The following is a 19224-nucleotide window of genomic DNA, read 5'->3' as shown; positions in this document are numbered from 1 at the left end:
CTCGCCTGCGCGCTCAGGCGGACTGCATCAGCTTTTCGAGCTTCACGGCATCGGCCGCGAAGGCGCGGATGCCCTCGGCCAGCTTCTCGGTCGCCATCGCGTCCTCGTTGAGGGCGTAGCGGAAGGCCGCCTCGTTCAGTTCGACCGCGGGGATGTCGAGCGCACGGGCCGCCTGCGCGTCCAGCGCATGGGCCAGCGGCGCCTCGCTGGCCGCCAGCTCGGCCAGCAGTTCGGGGCTGATGGTCAGCAGGTCGCAGCCGGCCAGCGCGGCGATCTGGCCGGTGTTGCGGAAGCTCGCGCCCATCACCTCGGTGGCGATGCCGTGGCGCTTGTAGTAGTTGAAGATCTGGCGCACCGACTTCACGCCGGGGTCGTTGGCGCCCGCGTTCGCGGCCTCGTCCCAGGCGCTGCCGGCCGACTTCTTGTACCAGTCGTAGATGCGGCCCACGAAAGGCGAGATCAGCTGCACGCGCGCCGCGCCGCAGGCCACGGCCTGCGCGAAGGAGAACAGCAGCGTCAGGTTGGTGTGGATGCCCTGCGCTTCCAGCCGGCGCGCGGCCTCGATGCCTTCCCAGGTGGAGGCGATCTTGATCAGCAGGCGCTTTTCCACGTCGATGCCCTCGGCGCGGTACAGCGCCACGATGCGTTCGGCCCGCGCGACGGTGGCCGCGGTGTCGAAGCTCAGGCGCGCGTCCACTTCGGTGGAGACGCGGCCCGGCACCACCGACAGAATTTCGGCGCCGAAGCGCACCAGCAGGCGATCGATGATCTCGTCCAGCGCCTTGCCCGCATGCTGCGCCAGCGCCTGGTCCAGCAGCGGGCGGTACTCGGGCTTCTGCACCGCCTTGAGGATCAGCGACGGGTTGGTGGTCGCGTCCTGGGGCTTGAACTGGGCGAGCTGGCGGAAGTCACCGGTGTCGGCGACCACGGTGGTCCATTGGCGGAGGGCGTCGAGTTGGTTCATCGCTTCATTATCCAGCGCCCCGTCGATCGGCTGGCCGCGCAGCGGGGCGCGGGCCGCACAGTGGCGCCGGCATCGGGCCCGGCGCCGCGCCCGCGGCGCACGGCACTGCGCGCTGCCGGCTGACAGGGGCGGGGCCGCCGCTCCCCTAGGCTGCAAGAAGCCATCTTTTGACCGGGCAGGTCGATGCGCCGCTGCCCCGTCGCCCGGTCCGTCGCCCCTGGAGATTCCTGCATGTCACGTCGCCCGCCTCCCCCGCCCATGCCCTTCGACGACGAAGCCACCAGCCACCGCATCGGCACGCTGGCGCTGGCCTTCTGCGTGGGCAGTGCAGCGGCCCTGATGGCCATGCACGCGACCCGGGCCCGCGCCCAGCCGGCCGGGCCGGCCGACGGCGCACCGTTGATGCGCGCACCGCTGCAGGTCGTGGCGCCGGTGGATTTCAAGCGCTACGCCGGGCTGTGGCACGAGCAGGCCCGCCTGCCCAACCGCTTCCAGAAGGAATGCGCGGGCCCTGTGACGGCGGAATACACGCCGCTGCCCAACGGCCACATCCAGGTGCGCAACCGCTGCGTGTTGGAAGACGGCCGCATCGACGAGGTCGTGGGCGAAGCCCGCCCGGTGCCTGTACCGGGCCTGCCGGGCGCCGGGCGCCTGGAAGTGCGCTTCGCGCCGTCCTGGCTGGGCTGGCTGCCGCTGGTCTGGGGCGATTACTGGGTGCTCAAGCTGGACCGCGAGTACCAGGTCGCGCTGGTCGGCACGCCGGACCGGAAGTTCCTGTGGGTGCTGTCGCGCGTGCCGCACCTGAGCGAAGGCGCGCTGCAGGCCGAGCTGGAGTACGCGCGCACCCTGGGCTTCGACGTGGACCGCGTGGTGCGCAGTGCACCTGGGGCGGGCGGCTGATCCTTCCACCGTTCAGCGAGGGGAGCCGGCCTGCTCGGCCAGACGCTTCCACACCTGCGCCGGCAGCGCGGCCGGCGCCGTGCAATGGATGGCGCTCCAGCCCAGGGCCCGCGCCATCTCCACGTTGGCGGCGGTGTCGTCGATGAACAGCGTGCGCTCGGCTTCCAACTGGTGCCGCCAGGCCAGCAATTGGTAGATCTCCTCGTGCGGCTTGATGCGCTTTACGTCGCCCGAGAACACACCGCCGTCGAAGCATTCGAACAAGCCCAGGCGGCGCTCCAGTGCCCGCGCGTAGGGCTGCGGCATGTTCGACAGGTAAAAGAGGCGCAGGCCGGGCTGCCTGGCCCGGTGGGCGTGCAGCGCGCGCAGCAGCGCCTCGGTTTCGGGAATGGGCTGCAGACGCTCGCCCAGCGGGCCCAGCAGGTCCTGCAACTGGTGCGCCGGCAATTCCAGCCGCTGCGCGCTGCGCGCCACCACGTCGTCGAGGCTGCGCAGCCCGGCGTCGAAGTTCAGCCAGTCCTCGTGCTGGAACAGCGCCCGCGCCAATTGCATGGCCGCAGCTTCCGTGGGCGCCCGCTGCGGAAAATGCGCCTGCACCAAGCGCGCCGGCTCCCAGCCGATCAGCACCGCGCCCAAGTCGAACACCACATTCATGGCACCGCATTGTCCGTCCGCGCGCGTGCCTGAGCGGCATGCCGGGTCTTGGCGCGGCGCGGCGGCTGCGGGTCAGGCCGCCTGCGGCACCACCGACACGCCGTGCGTGCCCAGCGCCAGCGTGGTCTGTGCGCCCGGCGCCAGCGGCCGCGCGAGGTCGGAGGAGACCACGAACACCGCACCCAGCGGCGTGTCGAAGCCGTATTCGTAGAAGCTGCCCAGGTAGGACGCCTTCTTCAGCGTCGCGGGCACCCCGCCGGCCTCGCCGATCTGCCAGGCTTCGGGCCGCACCGCGACCTTGACCGGGCCGGCCGGCACCGCATGCCGCGGCACGATCGCCAGCGGCCCCAGCAGCACGCGGCCGTCGGCCTGGGCCTGGCCGGGGAAGACCATGGCCTCGCCCATGAAGCCGGCCACGAACTCGCTCTGCGGCCGGCTGTACAGCTCTTCGGGCGTGCCACGCTGGGCGATCACGCCGTGGTCCATCACGATGATCTGGTCCGACACGGCCAGCGCCTCGCTCTGGTCGTGCGTGACGTAGGCCACCGTGAGCTGCAGGCGCTGCTGGATCGCGCGGATCTCCTCGCGCATCTCGCGGCGCAGGCGCGCGTCCAGGTTCGAGAGCGGCTCGTCGAAGAGCAGCACGGCCGGCTCGAGCACCAGCGCGCGCGCCAGCGCCACGCGCTGCTGCTGCCCGCCCGAGAGTTCGCTGGGCAGGCGCTCGTCGAAGCCGACCAGGCCGACGCCCTTGAGCGCCTCGGTGGCGCGGGCCCGCGCCTCGGCCTTCTTCTGGCCGCTCATGCGCAGGCCGTAGGCCACGTTCTCGACCACGCTCATGTGCGGGAAGAGCGCGTAGCTCTGGAACATCATCGACACGTTGCGCTCGGCCGGGCCGAGCGTGGTCACGTCGCGCCCGCCCATGAGGATTTGCCCCGAGGTCGGCGACTCCAGCCCCGCGATCATGCGCAAGGTGGTGGTCTTGCCGCAGCCCGAGGGGCCGAGGATGGTCGTCAGCGTGCCCTGCGGCACCTCGAAGCTGATGCCCTTGACGGCCAGCGGCGCGTTCCGGTCGCTGCCGTAGCGCTTGGTGATGTTGCGGAATTCGATGCCGTTGCTCATGGTGTTCTTTCCTTCAATGCGCGGCGACGGGGGCCGCGCCCGCCTTGCGCCGGCCCAGCTTGCGTTCCCCGACCAGGAGCTGGATCAGCGCGATGGCCAGCGACATCAGCACGATCAGCACCGTGCAATAGGCCAGCGCCACGCCGTAGTCGCCGTTGCCCACGCGGCCGATGATGTAGGTGGTGGCCAGCTCGTTCTCGGCCGTGACCAGGAAGATCACGGCGCTCACGGTGGTCATGGCGCGCACGAAGCTGTAGACCAGCGCGGCCACCAGGGCCGGCTTGAGCAGCGGCAGCACCACGCGGAACAGCGTCTGCGCGGTGGAGGCGCGCAGCATCAGCGAGGCCTCGTCGAGCGAACGGTCCAGCTGCTTGAAGGCGGCCGTGCCCGCGCGCACGCCCACCGGCAGGTTGCGGAACATGAAGCACAGGATGATGACCAGCCCGGTACCCGTCAACTCCAGCGGCGGCACGTTGAAGGCCAGGATGTAGCTCACGCCCAGCACCGTGCCCGGAATGGCGAAGGCCAGCAGCGCGGCGAACTCGAAGGCGCCCTGCCCTTTGAACTCGTTGCGCGCCAGCAGCCAGGCGATCAAGAGGCCCACGGCCGCCGTGATGGGCGCCGAGATACCGGCCAGCTTGACGGTGGTGATCAGCGAGTTCCACGCCGTGCCGGCCCACACCAGGCCGAATTCGCCCCATTCGAGCGAGAAGGCGGTCGCGAAATGCTTGAGCGTGGGCGTGTAGTCGCGGCCCCAGGTCTGGACGAAGCCGCCCGCGAAGGCGAACAGGTAGACGACGACGGTGAAGGCGATCCAGGGCAGCGCGATGCCCTGGCAGGCGCGGCGCACGCCGTCCGGCAGCGGCATGGCGATGCCGGCATCGCCCTTGCCGCTCACGGTGGTGTAGCTGCGCTTGCCCAGCACGCCGCGCTGCAGCGCGAACACGCCCAGCGCGAAGATCGTCAGCACCCAGGCCAACGAGGCCGCACGGCCCTGGTCGTACTGCGCGCCGACGATGGCGAAGAAGATGTCGGTGGACAGCACGCTGTACTGGCCGCCCACCACCACCGGGTTGCCGAAGTCGGCGATGCTCTCGATGAAGCCGACCAGGAAGGCGTTGGCCAGGCCCGGCTTGAGCAGCGGCAGCGTCACCGTCTTGAAGGTGCGCCAGCGGTCGGCGCGCAGCATCAGCGCCGCTTCTTCCAGGCTGGGCGCAATGCCCTGCACCACCCCGCGCATGATCATGAAGGCGATGGGCGTGAAGGCGAAGAGCTGCGCCGTGAGGATGCCCGGCAGGCCGTAGAACCAGCGCGTGGGCGGCAGGCCGAACCAGTTCTCCAGCACCTGGTTGACCACGCCCGCGCGGCCGAAAAGCAGGATCAGCCCCAGGCCGACCACGAAGGGCGGCGTGATGATGGGCAGCAGCGCGATCACGCGCAGCGGCCCCTGCATGCGCCGGCTGCCGCGCTCGGCCATCAGCGCCATCAGGGTGCCAAGCACCGTCGTGCCCGTGGCCGTGAGCAGCGCCAGCAGCAGCGTGTTCCAGGCCACGCCGCAGGCCGAGCCGCCCGACAGGCAGGACAGGCCCCAGATGCGCTCGGTGAACACGCGCGCGAAGAAGGCGGCCAGCGACCATTCGCGCTCCTCGGTCAGAAAGGCCGCCGACAGCGCCTTGCCCACCGGGTAGGCGATGAAGAGCAGCAGCAGCACCGCGCAGCCGATCACGGCCGCCGACACGAAGAGGTCGCCGCGGAAGAAGCCCAGGCGCGCGAGGCCGAAGGCGGCCAGGAAGATCAGCGCCGTGAGCACGATGAAGCCGCCGATCCCGATGCCGAACTGGTTCACGGCCAGCTCGCCGAAGGCGGCGTTCAGCGCCTCGAAGCTCCAGCCGCGTGCGCCGATAGCGAAGCCTGCCACCGCCAGCCCCACTGCACCGATCGCACCGCCGGCCAGCAGCCAGCGGCCCTGCGCGCGGCCCGGCCGCTGCAGCGCACCGACGGTGGCCAGGCCCAGGCCCAGCAGCCCCACGAGCAGCCAGCTGCGGCCCTGCCGGAAGGCCTGCAACAGGCCATTGGCCGCATCCCCTGCGGAGAACACGCCAGGCCAGGCCTGGAACCAGCTGGTGTCCTGGATGGCATACCAGGGCAGCACGAGATAGGCGAGCAAGCCAGCCGCAATGCACAGCCAGACCGCGCCGTTGGGGCGATGCGTCATGAACAGGATTCCAGGCAGGCCGCTTCCCGCGGGGCGAAGCGGCGGCGCCCGCCCCGCGCGGAGCGCGGGCGGGCAGGCACCGGCGGTGCCGACAGCGCCACAGGCGCCATGCGTGCCATCAGCGCGGCAGCGAATTGACTTCCTTCTCCCAGCGCGCGATCAGGCGGCGGCGCTCGGCGCTGGCGCCGTACTTCTTGTAGTCGTAGTCGATCAGCTTGATCTTCTTGAGGTCGGGCACGTTCGGGTCCACGGGCGTGGCCTTGTTCGACGGCAGCTGGTACTGCCGGGTCGCGGCGCCGAAGGCCTGTGCGGAAGGCGTCAGCGCCCACTCGTAGAACTTCTTGGCCTGCTCCAGGTTGCGCGCGCCCTTGATGATGCTCATGGAGCCGATCTCGGCGCCCGTGCCCTCGCTGGGCGTCACGGTCTCGACCGGGAAGCCCTGCATCTTCTCTTGCGGGGCGTCATGCACGAAGCTGATCGACACGGCCGTCTCGCCGCGCGCCACGGCCTTGATCGGGCCGGTGCCCGAGCGCGTGTACTGGCCCACGTTCCTGTGCAGGGCCTTCAGGTAGTCGAAGGCCTTGTCCTCGCCCATCAGCTGCACCAGCGTGGCGATCATGGTGTAGGCCGTGCCGCTGGACGCGGGGTTGGCCACCTGCACCTCGCCCTTGTACTCGGGCTTGAGCAGGTCGGCCCAGCTCTTGGGCGCGGCGATCTTCTTCTTGGCCAAGAGCTCGGTGTTGTAGCCGAAACCCAACGGTCCCAGGTAGACGCCCACGGTCTTGTAGCCGGCCTGCTGCGCCTGCTGCTGCGCCCACGGGTACAGCTGCGCGAGGCTGGGCGACTTGTACTCCAGGGTCAGGCCCTGCTCGGCGGCCTGCAGGTGCGGGTCGCCCGTGCCGCCGAACCAGACGTCGGTCTTGGGGTTGTCGCGCTCGGCGATCAGCTGGGCCAGCGCCTCGCCCGAGCCCTTGAGCGCGAGGTTGATCTTCACGCCCGTGGTCCTGGCGTAGACCGTGGCGATCATGTTGCACCAGTCGGCCTGCACGGAGCAGATCACGTTCACCTGCTGCGCCGAAGCGCCCAGGCTGGCCGCGAGCGCCGCCACGGCGACGAGTGCTTTCAAAGGTTTTGTCATCACGAGTTCACTCTGGCATGGTATTTGGATGGCCACGCGGGCCGGGGGCGGGAGCATAGCGGCGCAACGGCGTCTCGGGCATGCGTGGAAGTACCGTTAAAGTGTCCGGGCGTCGGCGCGGGGACAACTCCGCGCGGCGCCCCCTGCACAAATTCACGATCTCCGAAAGCCCTGCTCCATGAGCTTCGACCTTGTTCTGTTCGGCGGCACTGGCGACCTGGCCTGGCGCAAGCTGATGCCCGCCCTCTTCCAGGCCTTTCGCCATGGCAGCCTGCCCGAAGGCGGGCGCATCATCGGCGTGGCCCGCGACGAGCTGACCGACGACCAGTACCGCGAGCTGATCGGCTCGCGCTTCGGCGCCGTGGAAGGCGCCAAGCGGCCTTCGCCCGAGGAGTTCAAGCGCTTCGCCTCGCTGCTGGACTACCTGCGCATGGACCTGTCGCAGCCGAAGGACTACGAACGCCTCGCGCACAAGCTGCGCGAGCGCAGCGCCGAGCGCGTCGTGATGTACCTGGCCACGGCGCCTTCGCTGTTCACGCAGACCGCCCAGCAGATCGCCGCGGCCGGCCTGAACGGGCCGAACACCCGGCTCGTGCTGGAAAAGCCGCTGGGCCACGACCTGGCCTCCAACCGCGCCATCAACCGCGCCGTGGCCGAGGTGCTGGAAGAGCGGCAGATCTTCCGCATCGACCATTACCTGGGCAAGCCCTCGGTGCAGAACCTCTTCGCCATGCGCTTCGGCAATGCGCTGTTCGAGCCGCTGTGGCGGCGCGAATACATCGCGAGCATCGAGATCACCATCGCCGAGGAAGTGGGCGTGGAAAAGCGCGGCAGCTTCTACGACCAGACCGGCGCCCTGCGCGACATGGTGCAGAACCACGCGCTGCAGCTGCTATGCGCGGTGGCGATGGAGCCGCCCATCAACGCGCATGCGGACGCGCTGCGCGACGAGAAGCTCAAGGTGCTGCGCGCGCTCAAGCCCTGGACACCCGAGACCTTGGGCCTGCATGCCGTGCGCGGCCAGTACACGGCGGGCACGGCCTATGGCGAGCGGGTGGCCGGCTACCGCGAGGAACCGGGCATCGACCCGGCCAGCCGCACCGAGACCTTCGTCGCCCTGCGCGCCGAGATCGCCAACTGGCGCTGGGCCGGCGTGCCCTTCTACATCCGCACCGGCAAGCGGCTGGCCTCGCGCGACGCGCGCATCGAGGTCAACTTCCGCCCGACGCCGCATGCGATCTTCCGCGCGCCGGCGGGCTTCGCGAACAAGCTGGTGATCAACCTGCAGCCCAAGGACGGGCTGGAGCTGCACCTGGTGGCGCAATCCCAGAGCCAGCGCGTGAGCACACAGGCCGGCGTGCGCGGCGGCATGGCGCCGCTGGCGCCGGTGCAGCTGAACCTGGACTTCGACCAGCGCTTCGGCAGCGAGCGCGTGGGCGCCTACGAACGCCTGCTGCTGGACGTGATCGAGGGCCGGCTGAACCTGTTCGTGCGCAGCGACGAGCAGGAAGAGGCGTGGCGCTGGGTCGAGCCGCTGCTCGAGGCCTGGCAGACCGACAACGGCCCGCGGCCCTATGCGGCCGGCACCTGGGGGCCGAGCGCGTCCAGCGCCATGATCGCGCGCGACGGCAACGCCTGGAGCGAGGAGCAGTGATGAGGCCGGCGGCCGCGCGCGCCTGAGGGCGCTGCCTGGCCGCGCCGCGGTGGCTCGCTCAGATCCGCCCTTCCTCCACCGCGTGGCAGGCCACGCGCACGCCGCCGATGGACAGCAGCGCCGGCCGCTCGGCCGAGCAGCGCGCATTGGCGTGCGGGCAGCGCGGGTGGAAGGCGCAGCCCGTGGGCGGGTTCAGCGGGTTGGGCACCTCGCCCTGCACCGGCGTGCGCGAACGGCCCGTGGCGTGCATCTGCGGGATCGCGTCCAGCAGCATGCGCGTGTAGGGGTGGCGCGGGCGCGCGAACAGCTCGGCCTTGTCGGCCAGCTCCACCAGCCGGCCCAGGTACATCACGCCCACCTGGTCGCTCACATGGCGCACCACCGCGAGGTTGTGCGAGATGAACAGGTAGGTCAGCCCGCGCTCGCGCTGCAGGTCCTTCATGATGTTGAGCACCTGCGCCTGCACGCTCACGTCCAGCGCCGAGGTCGGCTCGTCGCAGACCAGGAACTCGGGCGCCGTGGCCAGCGCGCGCGCGATGGAAATGCGCTGGCGCTGCCCGCCCGAGAACTGGTGCGGGTACTTGACCATGTCCAGCGGCGACAGGCCCACCGACTGCAGCAGCTCGCCGACGCGGGCCTTGACAGCCTCCTTGCCACTCAGGAGGCCGTGCTCGCGCATCGGCTCGGCGATGATGTCCTCCACGATCCAGCGCGGGTTCAGGCTCGCGTACGGGTCCTGGAAGATCATCTGGATGCGCTTGCGCAGCTTGCGGCCTTCGGCCGTTTTAAAAGCCGCGTGCGCATCCTGCCCGTCGAAGTGCATGCCGCCGCGCGTGGGCTCGTACAGGCCCACCAGCAGGCGCGCCACCGTGCTCTTGCCACAGCCGGATTCGCCCACCAGCGCCAGCGTCTTGCCGCGCTCGATCTCGAAGCTTACGCCGTCGACGGCATGCAGCAGGGTGCGCGGCTTGCGCTCGAGCACGCGGTTGAGCCAGGGCGCCGAAACGTCGAAGGTCTTGGCCAGGTCATGGGCGACCACCAGGGGCTTGCCCGCCGAAGGCGTCCGGGCTGCCCCGCGGGTCTGGCTGGGTTCCATCACGGCGCTCATCGTGCGACCTCCTGGGCAACGGCCGCCGCCAGCGGCGCGGCCGGGTCCGGCGCGGCGCGCTCGCCCTGCGCCTGCTGCCGTTCATGTTCCTGCAACAGCGCCGCATGGCCGTGGTGCGGGTCGGTGGCGTCGTGCAGCCAGCAGGCGGCACGCGTCACGCCGGCATGGATCAGCTCGGGCCGCTCCTGCAGGCAGCGGTCGAACACGCGCGGGCAGCGCGGGTTGTAGGCGCAGCCCTTGGGAATCGCATTGAGGCGCGGCATCGCGCCATCGATCTGGTTCAGGCGCTCGCGGTCGCTGTCCATGTCGGGAATGGAGGCCATGAGCCCGCCCGTGTAGGGGTGTGCGGGCTGGTGGATGACCTCGTGCACCGGGCCGATCTCGGCGATGCGGCCCGCGTACATCACGGCCACGCGGTCGCAGGTCTCGGCGATCACGCCCATGTCGTGGGTGATCAGCATCACGGCCGCGCCGCGCTCGCGGCACAGCTTCTTGAGCAACTGGATGATCTGCGCCTGGATCGACACGTCCAGCGCCGTGGTCGGCTCGTCGGCCACGATCAGCTTGGGCTCGGCCGCCAAGGCCAGCGCGATCACCACGCGCTGGCGCATGCCGCCCGAGAACTGGTGCGGGTAGTGGTCGATGCGCTGCTCGGCGGCCGGGATGCCGGTGTCCTTGAGCAGCTCGATGGCGCGCTGGCGCGCCTGGGCCTCGCTCACGTCCAGGTGCGTGCGGATGGTCTCGATCAATTGCCGGCCCACGGTATACAGCGGGTTCAGCGAGGTCAGCGGGTCCTGGAAGATCGCCCCGATCTTGCGCCCGCGGATGTGGCGCATCGGCTCGTAGCCGAGGTTGTCGATGCGCTGGCCTTCGAGCAGGATCTGCCCGCCGGCGACGCGGCCCGGCGGCTCCAGCAGGCCGATGATGGCCGCGCCCGTGAGCGACTTGCCGGCCCCCGATTCGCCCACCACGCCGAGGATCTCGCCCGGCGCGATCTCGAAGGAAATGTCGTCGAGCGCGCGCAGCGTGCCGCGGCGGTTGGGGAACTCGACGACCAGGTTCTTGACTTGAAGAAGGCTCATGGCGGGGTTCCTTCTTCAGCGCAGGCGGGGGTTGAGCGCGTCGCGCAGCCAGTCGCCCAGCAGGTTCACGCTCAGCGCGATCAGCACCAGCATCACGCCCGGGAAGACAGTGATCCACCATTCGCCCGAGAACAGGTAGTCGTTGCCCACGCGGATCAGCGTGCCCAGCGAGGGCGAGGTGGGCGGCACACCCACGCCCAGGAAGGACAGCGTGGCCTCGGTGATGATGGCCGTGGCCACCTGGATGGTGGCCAGCACGAGCACCGGCCCGGTCACGTTGGGCAGCACATGGCGCAGCATGATGCGCAGCGGCGAGACGCCCGTCACGCGCGCGGCCTGCACATATTCCTTGTTGCGCTCCACCATCGTGGAGCCGCGCACCGTGCGCGCGTACTGCACCCAGCCCGTGAGCGAGATCGAGATGATCAGCACGCCGAAGGCCAGGGACTCGTGCGCGTTCGGAAACAGCGCGCGGCCCACGCCGGCGATGAGCAGCGCCACCAGGATGGGCGGAAAAGACAGCATCACGTCGCACACGCGCATGAGGAAGGCGTCGAGCCAGCCGCCGACGAAGCCGGCCAGCAGGCCCAGCAGCACCCCCACGAAGACCGACAGCAGCACCGACACCACGCCCACCACGAGCGAGATGCGCGCGCCGTAGATCAGCGCCGAGAGGATGTCGCGGCCCTGGTCGTCGGTGCCGAACACGTACTTGGCGCTGCCGCCCTCCGACCACATGGGCGGCAGGCGCGCATCGCCCAGTTCCAGCGAGGCCAGGTCGAAGGGGTTGTGCGGTGCCACCCAGTTGGCGAACACCGAACAGAAGATGCACACGAACGCGATGAGCGCCGCCGTGATGGCCACGGGCGAGGTGCGGAAGCTGTAGCCGACATCGCTGTCGAGCCAGCGGGCAAGCGTTTTTTTCATCGGGGGTTTCTGTGGCCGTGCCGTCCCTGGGCACACGGCAATGCGCTGCAGGCGCAGCCGGGCGGCGGCCCTGCCGCCCGCCCGGCGCGCCATTACGCGTGGCTTACTTGACGCTCATCCACTTGAAGGTCATGAAGTTGTCGGCGCGCTGCGTCAGCTCGACCTTCTTGCTCACGCCCCAGGCCAGCGACTGCTGGTGCAGCGGCAGGTGGCCGATGTCGTCCGCATGCAGCTGGAAGGCCTCCTTGATCATGGCCGTGCGCTTGGCCATGTCGCCTTCGGATTGCACCTTCACCGTCAGTTCGTCCACCTTCGGGTTGCTGTACGAGCCCAGGTTGAACTGGCCGTCGCCCGTCTTGTCGTCGGGAGTGCGCATCAGGGCATTGAGCGCATTGTGCGAATCGTAGGTCGAAGGCGTCCAGCCCAGCAGATAGAAGCTGGTGTCGCGGCGCAGGATCTTGGGGAAGTAGGTGCCCTTGGTCTCGGCCGCCAGGTTGATCTTGATGCCCACGCGCGCCAGGTTGGCCGCCACCGCCTGGCAGACCTGCGCGTCATTCACGTAGCGGTCGTTCGGGCAGTTCATGGTCACCTCGAAGCCCTGCGGATAGCCGGCGTCAGCCAGCAGCTTCTTGGAGGCTTCCGGGTCGTAGGGCAGGCGCTTGTCCTGCGCTTCGGTCCAGCCGTTGATGCCGGGGCCGACCATCAATGCCGTGGGCTTGGAGGCGCCGCGCATCACCGTCTTCTGGATCGCGTTGATGTCGATGGCCTGGTAGAAGGCCTGGCGCACGCGCTTGTCCTTGAAGGGGTTCTTGCCCTTCACGCTGGAATACAGCAGCTCGTCGCGCTTTTGGTCCATGCCCAGGAAGATGGTGCGCATCTCGGGCCCGACGATGGCGCGCGTGCTGGCGTTGCCGTTCACGCGCGGGATGTCCTGCACCGGGATCGGTTCCATCACGTCGACCTGTCCCGAGATCAGCGCGGCCACGCGCGTGGCCGGGTTGGCGATGGGCTGGAACACCACCTCCTGCACGTTGCCCTCGATCTTGCCCCAGTAGGTGCCGTTGCGCACGAAGACCGTGCGCACGTCGGGCTGGCGCTCGCGCACGCGGTACGGGCCGGTGCCGTTGGCCTTGAAGGAAGCCGCGTTCTCGATGCCCTTGCGGCGGTCCACCGGGCGCTCGGCCTTGTTGTCCTCGCTCCACTTCTTGCTCATGATGAACATGTCGGCGAGCACCTCGGGCAGGATGGGGAACGGGCCCTTGGTCTCGATGTCCACCGTGTGGCTGTCGACCTTGCGCACTTCCTTGATGTCGTTGACCTTGGCCTTCACGTCCGAGCCATCGCCGGCCGCGCGCGCGAAGCTGAAGATCACGTCGTCGGCCGTGAAGGGCGTGCCGTCGTGGAACTGCACGTTCTTGCGCAGCTCGAAGCGCCAGACCGAGGGCGAGGTCTGCTTCCAGCTCGTAGCCAGGCCCGGCGCCAGGCTCAGGTCCTTGTTGCGGTCCGTCAGCCCTTCGTAGACGTTCGAGGCGATGCTCAACTGCAGCGATTCGTTGAGCGAATGCGGATCGAGCGACAGCGCGTCACCCTGGTTGGCGATGCGCACCGTCTGCGCTTGCGCGCCGAAGCTGGCCAGCACCAGGGTGGAGGCGAGGGCCGACATCGCCGCCGTGGCGGCCAGGGACTTCTTGAAGATCATGGAAGGAGACTCCTCGGGTTGCGAAGCGTGCAATGACGCCGGTCAATTCGCCGCGGTGGCAGCGTTCTCTTGCGCCGCGCCGGAGGTACCCGCCAGCGGCATGCCCTGCTCGATCAGGCTGGCATGCAGCGCCGCCCCGAGTGGCAGGATCTCGTCATTGAAGTCGTAGCGCGGGTTGTGCAGGTACGCCCCGTCGCGCACGTCCTGGCCGATGCGCAGGTAGGCGCCGGCCTTGTGCTGCAGCATGAAGGAGAAGTCTTCCGCGCCCATGCTCGGCTCCAGGTGCCGGTCCACGTTGTGCGCGCCCACCAGCGATTCGGCCACGTCGGCCGCGAACATGGCTTCGGGCGCCGTGTTGATGGTGGCGGGATAGATGCGCTCGTACTTGACGCTGGCCGTGGCGCCGAAGGCCGCGGCCACGGACGTGCACAGTTCCTTGAGCCGATGCTCGACCTGGTTCTGCACGCGCAGGTTGAAGGTGCGCACCGTGCCCACCAGCCGCGCCGAACCGGGAATCACGCTGAATGCGTCCACGTCGCCCGCCTGCATCGCGCACAGGCTGATGACGGCCGCGTCGATGGGCCGCACGTTGCGCGAGACGATGCTCTGCGCGGCCGTGATGATGTGGGCCGAAACCAGCACCGGGTCCACCGTCTGGTAGGCGTGGGCGCCGTGGCCGCCCTTGCCCGTGATGTCGATGGTGATGCGGTCGGCGGCGGCCATCATCGCGCCGCGGTTGATGCCCACCGTGCCTACCGGCATGGCGGGCCAGTTGTGCATCGCGTAGACCGCATTCACCGGGAAGCGCTCGAACAGGCCGTCCTCGATCATCACGCGTGCGCCGGCGTGGCCTTCCTCGCCGGGCTGGAAGATGAGCACGGCCGTGCCGTCGAAGTGGCGCGTCTCGGCCAGGTAGCGGGCGGCGCCCACCAGCATCGCCGTGTGGCCATCATGGCCGCAGCCGTGCATCAGGCCCGACTTGGCCGAGCACCAGCCGAATTCGTTCTGCTCCTGCATGGGCAGCGCATCCATGTCGGCGCGCAGGCCCAGCATGCGGCCACTGGCCGTCGAACGGCCGCGGATGACGCCCACCACGCCCGTGCGGCCGATGCCCTCGTGGATCTCGTCCACGCCGCAGGCCCGCAGCGCCTCGCGCACGCGGCCGGCGGTGTAGACCTCTTCGAAACCCAGTTCGGGATGCGCGTGCAGGTCGCGCCGGAAGGCCGTGAGCTCGGGGTGCATGCGCGCGATCTGCGCGAAGGCGCGCCCTTCGGCGCGCAGGCGCGGTGCGGCGGGTTCCGCCCGCGGCGTGACGAAGGCCATCGTCATCTCAGTGCCCTCCCGCCTGCCCACGCGCAGGCGCGGGTCGACGGCGAAGTACAGCAGGTCCACGACCAGGTTGATGACCACGAAGATCAACGCGATCAGGCACAGGTAGGCGGCCATGACCGGGATGTCGGCGAAGGTCACGGCCTGGATGAACAGCAGCCCCATGCCCGGCCACTGGAACACCGTCTCGGTGATGATGGCGAAGGCGATCAGGCCGCCCAGCTGCAGACCCGTGATGGTCATCACCGGCACCAGCGTGTTCTTGAGCGCATGGCCGAAGTGGATGGCGCGGTTGGACAGGCCCCGCGCGCGCGCGAACTTGATGTAGTCGGTGCGCAGCACTTCCAGCATTTCGGCGCGCACCAGCCGCATGATCAGCGTGAGCTGGAAGATGGCCAGGGTCACGGCCGGCAGCACGATGTGGTGCCAGCCCTTGGGCGTGAGCAGGCCGGTGCTCCACCAGCCCAGGCGCGTCACGTCGCCACGGCCGAAGCTCGGGAACCAGCCCAGGTGCACGGCGAACACCAGGATCAGCAGGATGCCGATCAGGAAGGTGGGCAGCGACACGCCGAGCAGCGAGAGGGTCATGAAGACCTGGCTCATGAAGCTGCCGCGGCGCAGGGCCGCATAGACGCCCATGGGAATGCCCACCAGCAGCGCCAGCACGGCGGCCACCAGCGCCAGCTCCAGCGTGGCCGGGAAACGCTCCGCGATGAGCGTGGAGACTTTCGCGCCCTGGCGCAGGCTCAACCCGAATTCACCCTGCGCGGCGTTGACGAGGAAGTGCCAGAACTGCACGAAGAAAGGCTTGTCCAGCCCCAGCGCGGCACGCAGCTCAGCGATCTGCGCCGGCGTCGCGTCCTGGCCGAGCAGGAAGGTCACCGGGTCCCCGACGTACTGAAAAAGCAGGAAGGCGATGAACGCCACCGCGACCATGACGACCACGGCCTGGATGAGGCGGCGCAGGATGAAAGCAATCATTCAGTGAGGCTGTTTTCGGGGGCATGCTAGCAGAGCAATAGCCGTGCCCAGCCCCGCTCCAGACCGGGGTTTGCACCTAAACAGGGCGCGGGAAAAGGGCTTTGGGCAAGCGCGCTCGAGACCCTCGCGCGCGCCCGCCGGTGCACGCAGACCGCGCACAAGAAAGGGCTCCGCAGAGCCCTTCTTTCGCGCCGCCGAATGCAGACGCGGCCGGTCAGTTGACCTTGATCAGGCGCCAGTCGAGCCGGTTGTCGGCCCGGTGCACCACCTCGATGTTCTTCTTCATGGCCCAGGGGATCACCTGGTTGTACAGCGGCAGGTAGGCGACGTCGTCATGCGACAGCACCAGCGCCTTCTCGATGAGTTCGTTGCGGTTCTTCAGGTCGGTCTCGACCTTCACGCGCTCGATCAACGCGTCCATCTGCGGGTTGGAATAGCGGCCCACGTTGTAGTTGCCATCGCCGCCCGCCCCCACCGAGCGCACCAGCGATTGCAGGCTGTACAGCGCGTCGAAGGTGGGCACGCCCCAGCCCAGCATGTAGATGCTGGCCTCGTAGCGCTGGATCATCGGGAAATAGGTCACCAGCGGCAGCGTGCGCAGCTTGGCCTTCACGCCCACGCGCGCCCACATGGCCGTGATGGCCTGGCACACCGCTTCGTCGTTGATGTAGCGGTTGTTGGGGCAGGCGAAATCGACTTCGAAGCCCTGCGGATAGCCCGCATCGGCCAGCAGCTTCTGCGCCGCGTTCACGTCGTAGGGCCAGCGCGCGTCGGCCTTCTTGGTCCAGCCGTTGACCTGCGGCGAGATCAGCGTGCCCGTCGCTTCGCCCAGGCCGCGCAGGGTCACGCGCTGGATGGCATTGATGTCGATGGCCTGGTACAGCGCCTTGCGCACGCGCACGTCCTTGAGCGGATTCTTGCCCTTGACGCTGGAGCCCACGAGTTCGTCGCGGTGCTGGTCCATGCCCAGGAAGATGGTGCGGTTCTCGGCACCGTCCAGCACCTTGATGTTGGCGTTGCTGCGCAGGCGGCCCAGATCCTGCGGACTCGGGTCGAGCACGAAGTCGGTTTCGCCGGACAGCAGCGCGGCCAGGCGCGTGGCCTGCGACTTGATCGGCTGGTACACGATCTCGGTCACGTTCGTCGGGTTCTTGCCCCAGTAATGCGGATTGGCCACCAGCACGAGGCGCTGGTCGGGCAGCCATTCCTTGACCATGTAGGGACCGGAGCCCATCGCGTTGCGGTGCGCGAAGGTCTCTTCCTGCGTCTTGATGTCCTTGGGCTCCAGGGACTTGTTCTTCTCGGCCCAGGCGCGGCTCATGATGCGCAGTTCGGTCAACTGGTTCACCAGCGTGGGCGTGGGCGCCTTGAGCAGGATGTCGATGGTGTTGTCGTTGACCTTGACCACCTTGTCGATGCCCTGCGCGAACACCGCGTAGTTCGAGGTCTTGGCCATCGCGCGGGTGAGCGAATACACCACGTCGTCGGCCGTCAGCGGCGAGCCGTCGCTGAACTTCACGCCGGTGCGCAGCGTGAATCGCATCTGCGTGGGCGACACCTGCTGCCAGGCCGTGGCCAGTTGCGGCTCGGGCTTGAAGGTCTTGCTGTTGTAGTAGACCAGCGCGTCGTAGATGGCCGCGTGCACCCCGTTGCCCAGCGCATTGTTCTGCGAGTGGATGTCCAGGGTCGGAATGTCGCTGGCACTGGACCACTTGAAGGTCTTGGCATGCAGCACTGGCGCTGCCAGTGCAAGCGCGGCTGCCACGGCGGCCAGGTACGCGGGTTGGAACTTCACAAAGTTTCTCCTCGAGGGTTGGGGGCGGCAACTTGCCGCGACCCGTGAATGTGAAACACGATGACGGACATCACTCCGGGGACTTTCCCGAGTGATGGCACAGCGGGCACGCAAGCTTTGCGCCAATGGCCAAAAGACACGGCAGCGGCCACCCACCGCTGTGCGCGCATCGCTGCCCTGAATGCCTGCCCATTCGTGCAGGCCCCCGAGCCAAGCATGAAAAAAGCCACCCGGCTCGCGCCGGGTGGCTTTCGATCTTCTGGGATCAGATGCTGGTCAAGCCAGCCTCGGATCAGAAGGAGTGGCGAATGCCCAGATCGTAGCCGATCGAGGTCTTCGGCTGGTACACGCCAGCAGCGCCACCCAGCGAGCTGGTGTAGCTGGTCACGTAGTTGGCCTTGATGTTGCCCGAACCCGCACTGTAGTTCGCGCCGTTCTTGTTCTTGATGTAAGCCACAGTGGCGTACAGAGCGGTGCGCTTGGACAGGTTGTGGACATAACCCACAGCCAGTTGGTCAGCCTTGGGGTGCTCCACGGTGTAGAACGGGTTGGCCAGCCAGATCGCCGGATCCACGTCGTTCTTGATCGTCACGCGGCCGTACGACGCGCGGATCAGGCCAGCGCCGACCGGAGCCGTCAGGCCCAGCAGGTAGCCGTCGCCCTTTTGCGCGGGATTGAAGCCGCCCATGTCGTTCGAGAACTCGTTCTTGGCCTTGACGCGAGCGTACTGGCCGAACAGCTTCACCACGCCGAAGTCATAGCTGGCGCCAACGTTGAAGTTCTTGGCGATGTGGTTGGAACCGGCCGTCCACGACGAACCTTGGTTGGTTTCGCCATAAGCCACGGCAACGTCCAGAGGACCGTTGGCGTAGCCGAAGCGGCCACCCCAGTAGCGGCCACCGCGGCTGTCGTCACCCAGCGAACCTTGCAGGTCGTTGCTGAACTTGGCCTTCTCGTGGAAAGCGTACTGAACTTGGCCGTAGAAGCCGCCCAGGTTCTTCGGCAGGAAGTAGCCGATGGTGTTGCTGGCGCGGACATTGCCTTGCTCGATCACAGCGCGCTGGATCAGGGCCGTGCCTGCACCATTCGTGCCGAACGGATCGAACACGGTGAAGTTCCAGAACGTTGGCTTGTAGTCACGGCCCAGACGCACTTCACCGAAGTTGCCAGACAGGCTGACGGTCGAACGACGCTGGAAGTTGTTGATACCGTTGGAGCCGTCGTCGTTGGACATATTGCCCGCTTCCAACCAGAAGCTGGCAGCCAAGCCGCCGCCCAGGTCTTCCACACCGCGGAAGCCGATTCGACTGCTGTTGTAAGCAGAGTTATTCAGACCCGTCTTGCTCGACTTGAGGGAGCCGGGCAGCCAGATGTTCGCGGGAGCCAGGGGGTTGGCAACGTACAGGTCGCTCTTGTTGGTCACGTGGCTGACCGATGCATCGACGATACCGAACAGGGTCACCGACGATTGAGCCGAGGCAACGCCAGCAACAGCCAGGGCAGCCAGAGCAACGAGGGATTTTTTCATTGCAAGTTTCTCCAAGGTTAAACATGGGGCGCCGGTTCGAAGGGTTCGCCGTGCTGGCGCTATTGCGCAACCCACCGGTCCCCGGGCCAACCTCCTTTTGGGAAGTTGGTGCTATTCCACCAGAGCCGCCC

14 protein-coding genes and 1 pseudogene are annotated in these 19224 nt (G+C 68.3%); 2 read left to right on the top strand and 13 right to left on the bottom strand.

Features of this window, described 5'->3' with window-relative positions:
* Positions 1 to 13: 13 nt before the first annotated feature.
* Entirely contained in the window at positions 14 to 964 is a 951-nt protein-coding gene (gene tal / locus LG388_RS16420; RefSeq protein WP_225783812.1) for a transaldolase, read from the bottom strand.
* Positions 965 to 1222: 258 nt separating this feature from the next.
* Here tal and LG388_RS16415 point away from each other — a divergent pair, with 258 nt between their 5' ends.
* On the top strand, positions 1223 to 1864 hold the full coding sequence (locus tag LG388_RS16415; protein ID WP_225783811.1) for a lipocalin family protein: 642 nt from the start codon (positions 1223 to 1225) through the stop codon (positions 1862 to 1864).
* A 12-nt stretch (positions 1865 to 1876) separates the two neighbouring features.
* Here LG388_RS16415 and LG388_RS16410 read toward each other — a convergent pair whose 3' ends face one another.
* The 4 genes from LG388_RS16410 to LG388_RS16395 all read right to left on the bottom strand — a co-directional run bounded on the left by LG388_RS16410 (position 1877) and on the right by LG388_RS16395 (position 6990).
* A complete protein-coding gene (locus LG388_RS16410; RefSeq protein ID WP_225783810.1) occupies positions 1877 to 2518 on the bottom strand; it encodes an HAD family phosphatase in 642 nt (213 codons plus the stop codon).
* A 72-nt stretch (positions 2519 to 2590) separates the two neighbouring features.
* On the bottom strand, positions 2591 to 3637 hold the full coding sequence (locus tag LG388_RS16405; protein ID WP_225783809.1) for an ABC transporter ATP-binding protein: 1047 nt from the start codon (positions 3635 to 3637) through the stop codon (positions 2591 to 2593).
* 13 nt (positions 3638 to 3650) lie between these two features.
* The gene (locus LG388_RS16400; protein ID WP_225783808.1) at positions 3651 to 5852 is read right to left on the bottom strand and encodes an iron ABC transporter permease; all 2202 of its coding nucleotides are present in this window, start codon (positions 5850 to 5852) and stop codon (positions 3651 to 3653) included.
* 118 nt (positions 5853 to 5970) lie between these two features.
* Positions 5971 to 6990 carry an ABC transporter substrate-binding protein gene (locus tag LG388_RS16395; protein WP_225784404.1) on the bottom strand — a complete coding sequence of 340 codons (1020 nt, stop codon included), beginning with the start codon at positions 6988 to 6990 and terminating at the stop codon, positions 5971 to 5973.
* Positions 6991 to 7168: 178 nt separating this feature from the next.
* On the opposite strand from LG388_RS16395, the gene zwf reads away from it, so the two are divergent.
* Positions 7169 to 8644: a glucose-6-phosphate dehydrogenase gene (gene zwf / locus LG388_RS16390; protein WP_225783807.1), complete on the top strand. Its 1476-nt coding sequence runs from the start codon at positions 7169 to 7171 to the stop codon at positions 8642 to 8644.
* Positions 8645 to 8702: 58 nt separating this feature from the next.
* On the opposite strand, the gene LG388_RS16385 is transcribed toward zwf, so the two are convergent.
* From LG388_RS16385 to LG388_RS16350, 8 genes and pseudogenes are all read right to left on the bottom strand, one after another.
* On the bottom strand, positions 8703 to 9752 hold the full coding sequence (locus LG388_RS16385) for an ABC transporter ATP-binding protein (RefSeq protein WP_225783806.1): 1050 nt from the start codon (positions 9750 to 9752) through the stop codon (positions 8703 to 8705).
* Positions 9749 to 10834, bottom strand: a complete 1086-nt coding sequence (locus LG388_RS16380; protein ID WP_225783805.1) for an ABC transporter ATP-binding protein — start codon at positions 10832 to 10834, stop codon at positions 9749 to 9751. Before LG388_RS16380 ends, LG388_RS16385 begins: the two co-directional genes overlap by 4 nt.
* A 15-nt stretch (positions 10835 to 10849) precedes the next feature.
* The gene (locus LG388_RS16375; protein WP_225783804.1) at positions 10850 to 11761 is read right to left on the bottom strand and encodes an ABC transporter permease; all 912 of its coding nucleotides are present in this window, start codon (positions 11759 to 11761) and stop codon (positions 10850 to 10852) included.
* A 103-nt stretch (positions 11762 to 11864) separates the two neighbouring features.
* On the bottom strand, positions 11865 to 13460 hold the full coding sequence (locus LG388_RS16370) for an ABC transporter substrate-binding protein (RefSeq protein ID WP_225783803.1): 1596 nt from the start codon (positions 13458 to 13460) through the stop codon (positions 11865 to 11867).
* A 42-nt stretch (positions 13461 to 13502) separates the two neighbouring features.
* Positions 13503 to 14783: a M20 aminoacylase family protein gene (locus LG388_RS16365; protein ID WP_225784403.1), complete on the bottom strand. Its 1281-nt coding sequence runs from the start codon at positions 14781 to 14783 to the stop codon at positions 13503 to 13505.
* Between the two features lie 12 nt (positions 14784 to 14795).
* Positions 14796 to 15770: pseudogene (locus tag LG388_RS16360) on the bottom strand (ABC transporter permease); the annotation flags it as partial.
* A 214-nt stretch (positions 15771 to 15984) separates the two neighbouring features.
* A complete protein-coding gene (locus LG388_RS16355) occupies positions 15985 to 17565 on the bottom strand; it encodes an ABC transporter substrate-binding protein (protein WP_225783802.1) in 1581 nt (526 codons plus the stop codon).
* Between the two features lie 292 nt (positions 17566 to 17857).
* Positions 17858 to 19093, bottom strand: a complete 1236-nt coding sequence (locus tag LG388_RS16350; protein ID WP_225783801.1) for a porin — start codon at positions 19091 to 19093, stop codon at positions 17858 to 17860.
* Positions 19094 to 19224 lie beyond the last annotated feature (131 nt).

It is taken from the genome of Xenophilus sp. Marseille-Q4582 (assembly GCF_916700565.1).
In the GTDB taxonomy this organism is placed as follows: Bacteria; Pseudomonadota; Gammaproteobacteria; order Burkholderiales; family Burkholderiaceae_C; genus Xenophilus.
The sequence above is the reverse complement of the archived record's forward strand: the minus strand, read 5'-3'. Positions and strand labels throughout refer to the sequence as shown.

Bases quoted from the DNA above. Each gene is read 5' to 3' on its own strand.
- tal (WP_225783812.1), bottom strand. From the start codon at position 964: ATGAACCAACTCGACGCCCTCCGCCAATGGACCACCGTGGTCGCCGAC.
- LG388_RS16415 (WP_225783811.1), top strand. From the start codon at position 1,223: ATGCCCTTCGACGACGAAGCCACCAGCCACCGCATCGGCACGCTGGCG.
- LG388_RS16410 (WP_225783810.1), bottom strand. From the start codon at position 2,518: ATGAATGTGGTGTTCGACTTGGGCGCGGTGCTGATCGGCTGGGAGCCG.
- LG388_RS16405 (WP_225783809.1), bottom strand. From the start codon at position 3,637: ATGAGCAACGGCATCGAATTCCGCAACATCACCAAGCGCTACGGCAGC.
- LG388_RS16400 (WP_225783808.1), bottom strand. From the start codon at position 5,852: ATGACGCATCGCCCCAACGGCGCGGTCTGGCTGTGCATTGCGGCTGGC.
- LG388_RS16395 (WP_225784404.1), bottom strand. From the start codon at position 6,990: ATGACAAAACCTTTGAAAGCACTCGTCGCCGTGGCGGCGCTCGCGGCC.
- zwf (WP_225783807.1), top strand. From the start codon at position 7,169: ATGAGCTTCGACCTTGTTCTGTTCGGCGGCACTGGCGACCTGGCCTGG.
- LG388_RS16385 (WP_225783806.1), bottom strand. From the start codon at position 9,752: ATGAGCGCCGTGATGGAACCCAGCCAGACCCGCGGGGCAGCCCGGACG.
- LG388_RS16380 (WP_225783805.1), bottom strand. From the start codon at position 10,834: ATGAGCCTTCTTCAAGTCAAGAACCTGGTCGTCGAGTTCCCCAACCGC.
- LG388_RS16375 (WP_225783804.1), bottom strand. From the start codon at position 11,761: ATGAAAAAAACGCTTGCCCGCTGGCTCGACAGCGATGTCGGCTACAGC.
- LG388_RS16370 (WP_225783803.1), bottom strand. From the start codon at position 13,460: ATGATCTTCAAGAAGTCCCTGGCCGCCACGGCGGCGATGTCGGCCCTC.
- LG388_RS16365 (WP_225784403.1), bottom strand. From the start codon at position 14,783: ATGGCCTTCGTCACGCCGCGGGCGGAACCCGCCGCACCGCGCCTGCGC.
- LG388_RS16350 (WP_225783801.1), bottom strand. From the start codon at position 19,093: ATGAAAAAATCCCTCGTTGCTCTGGCTGCCCTGGCTGTTGCTGGCGTT.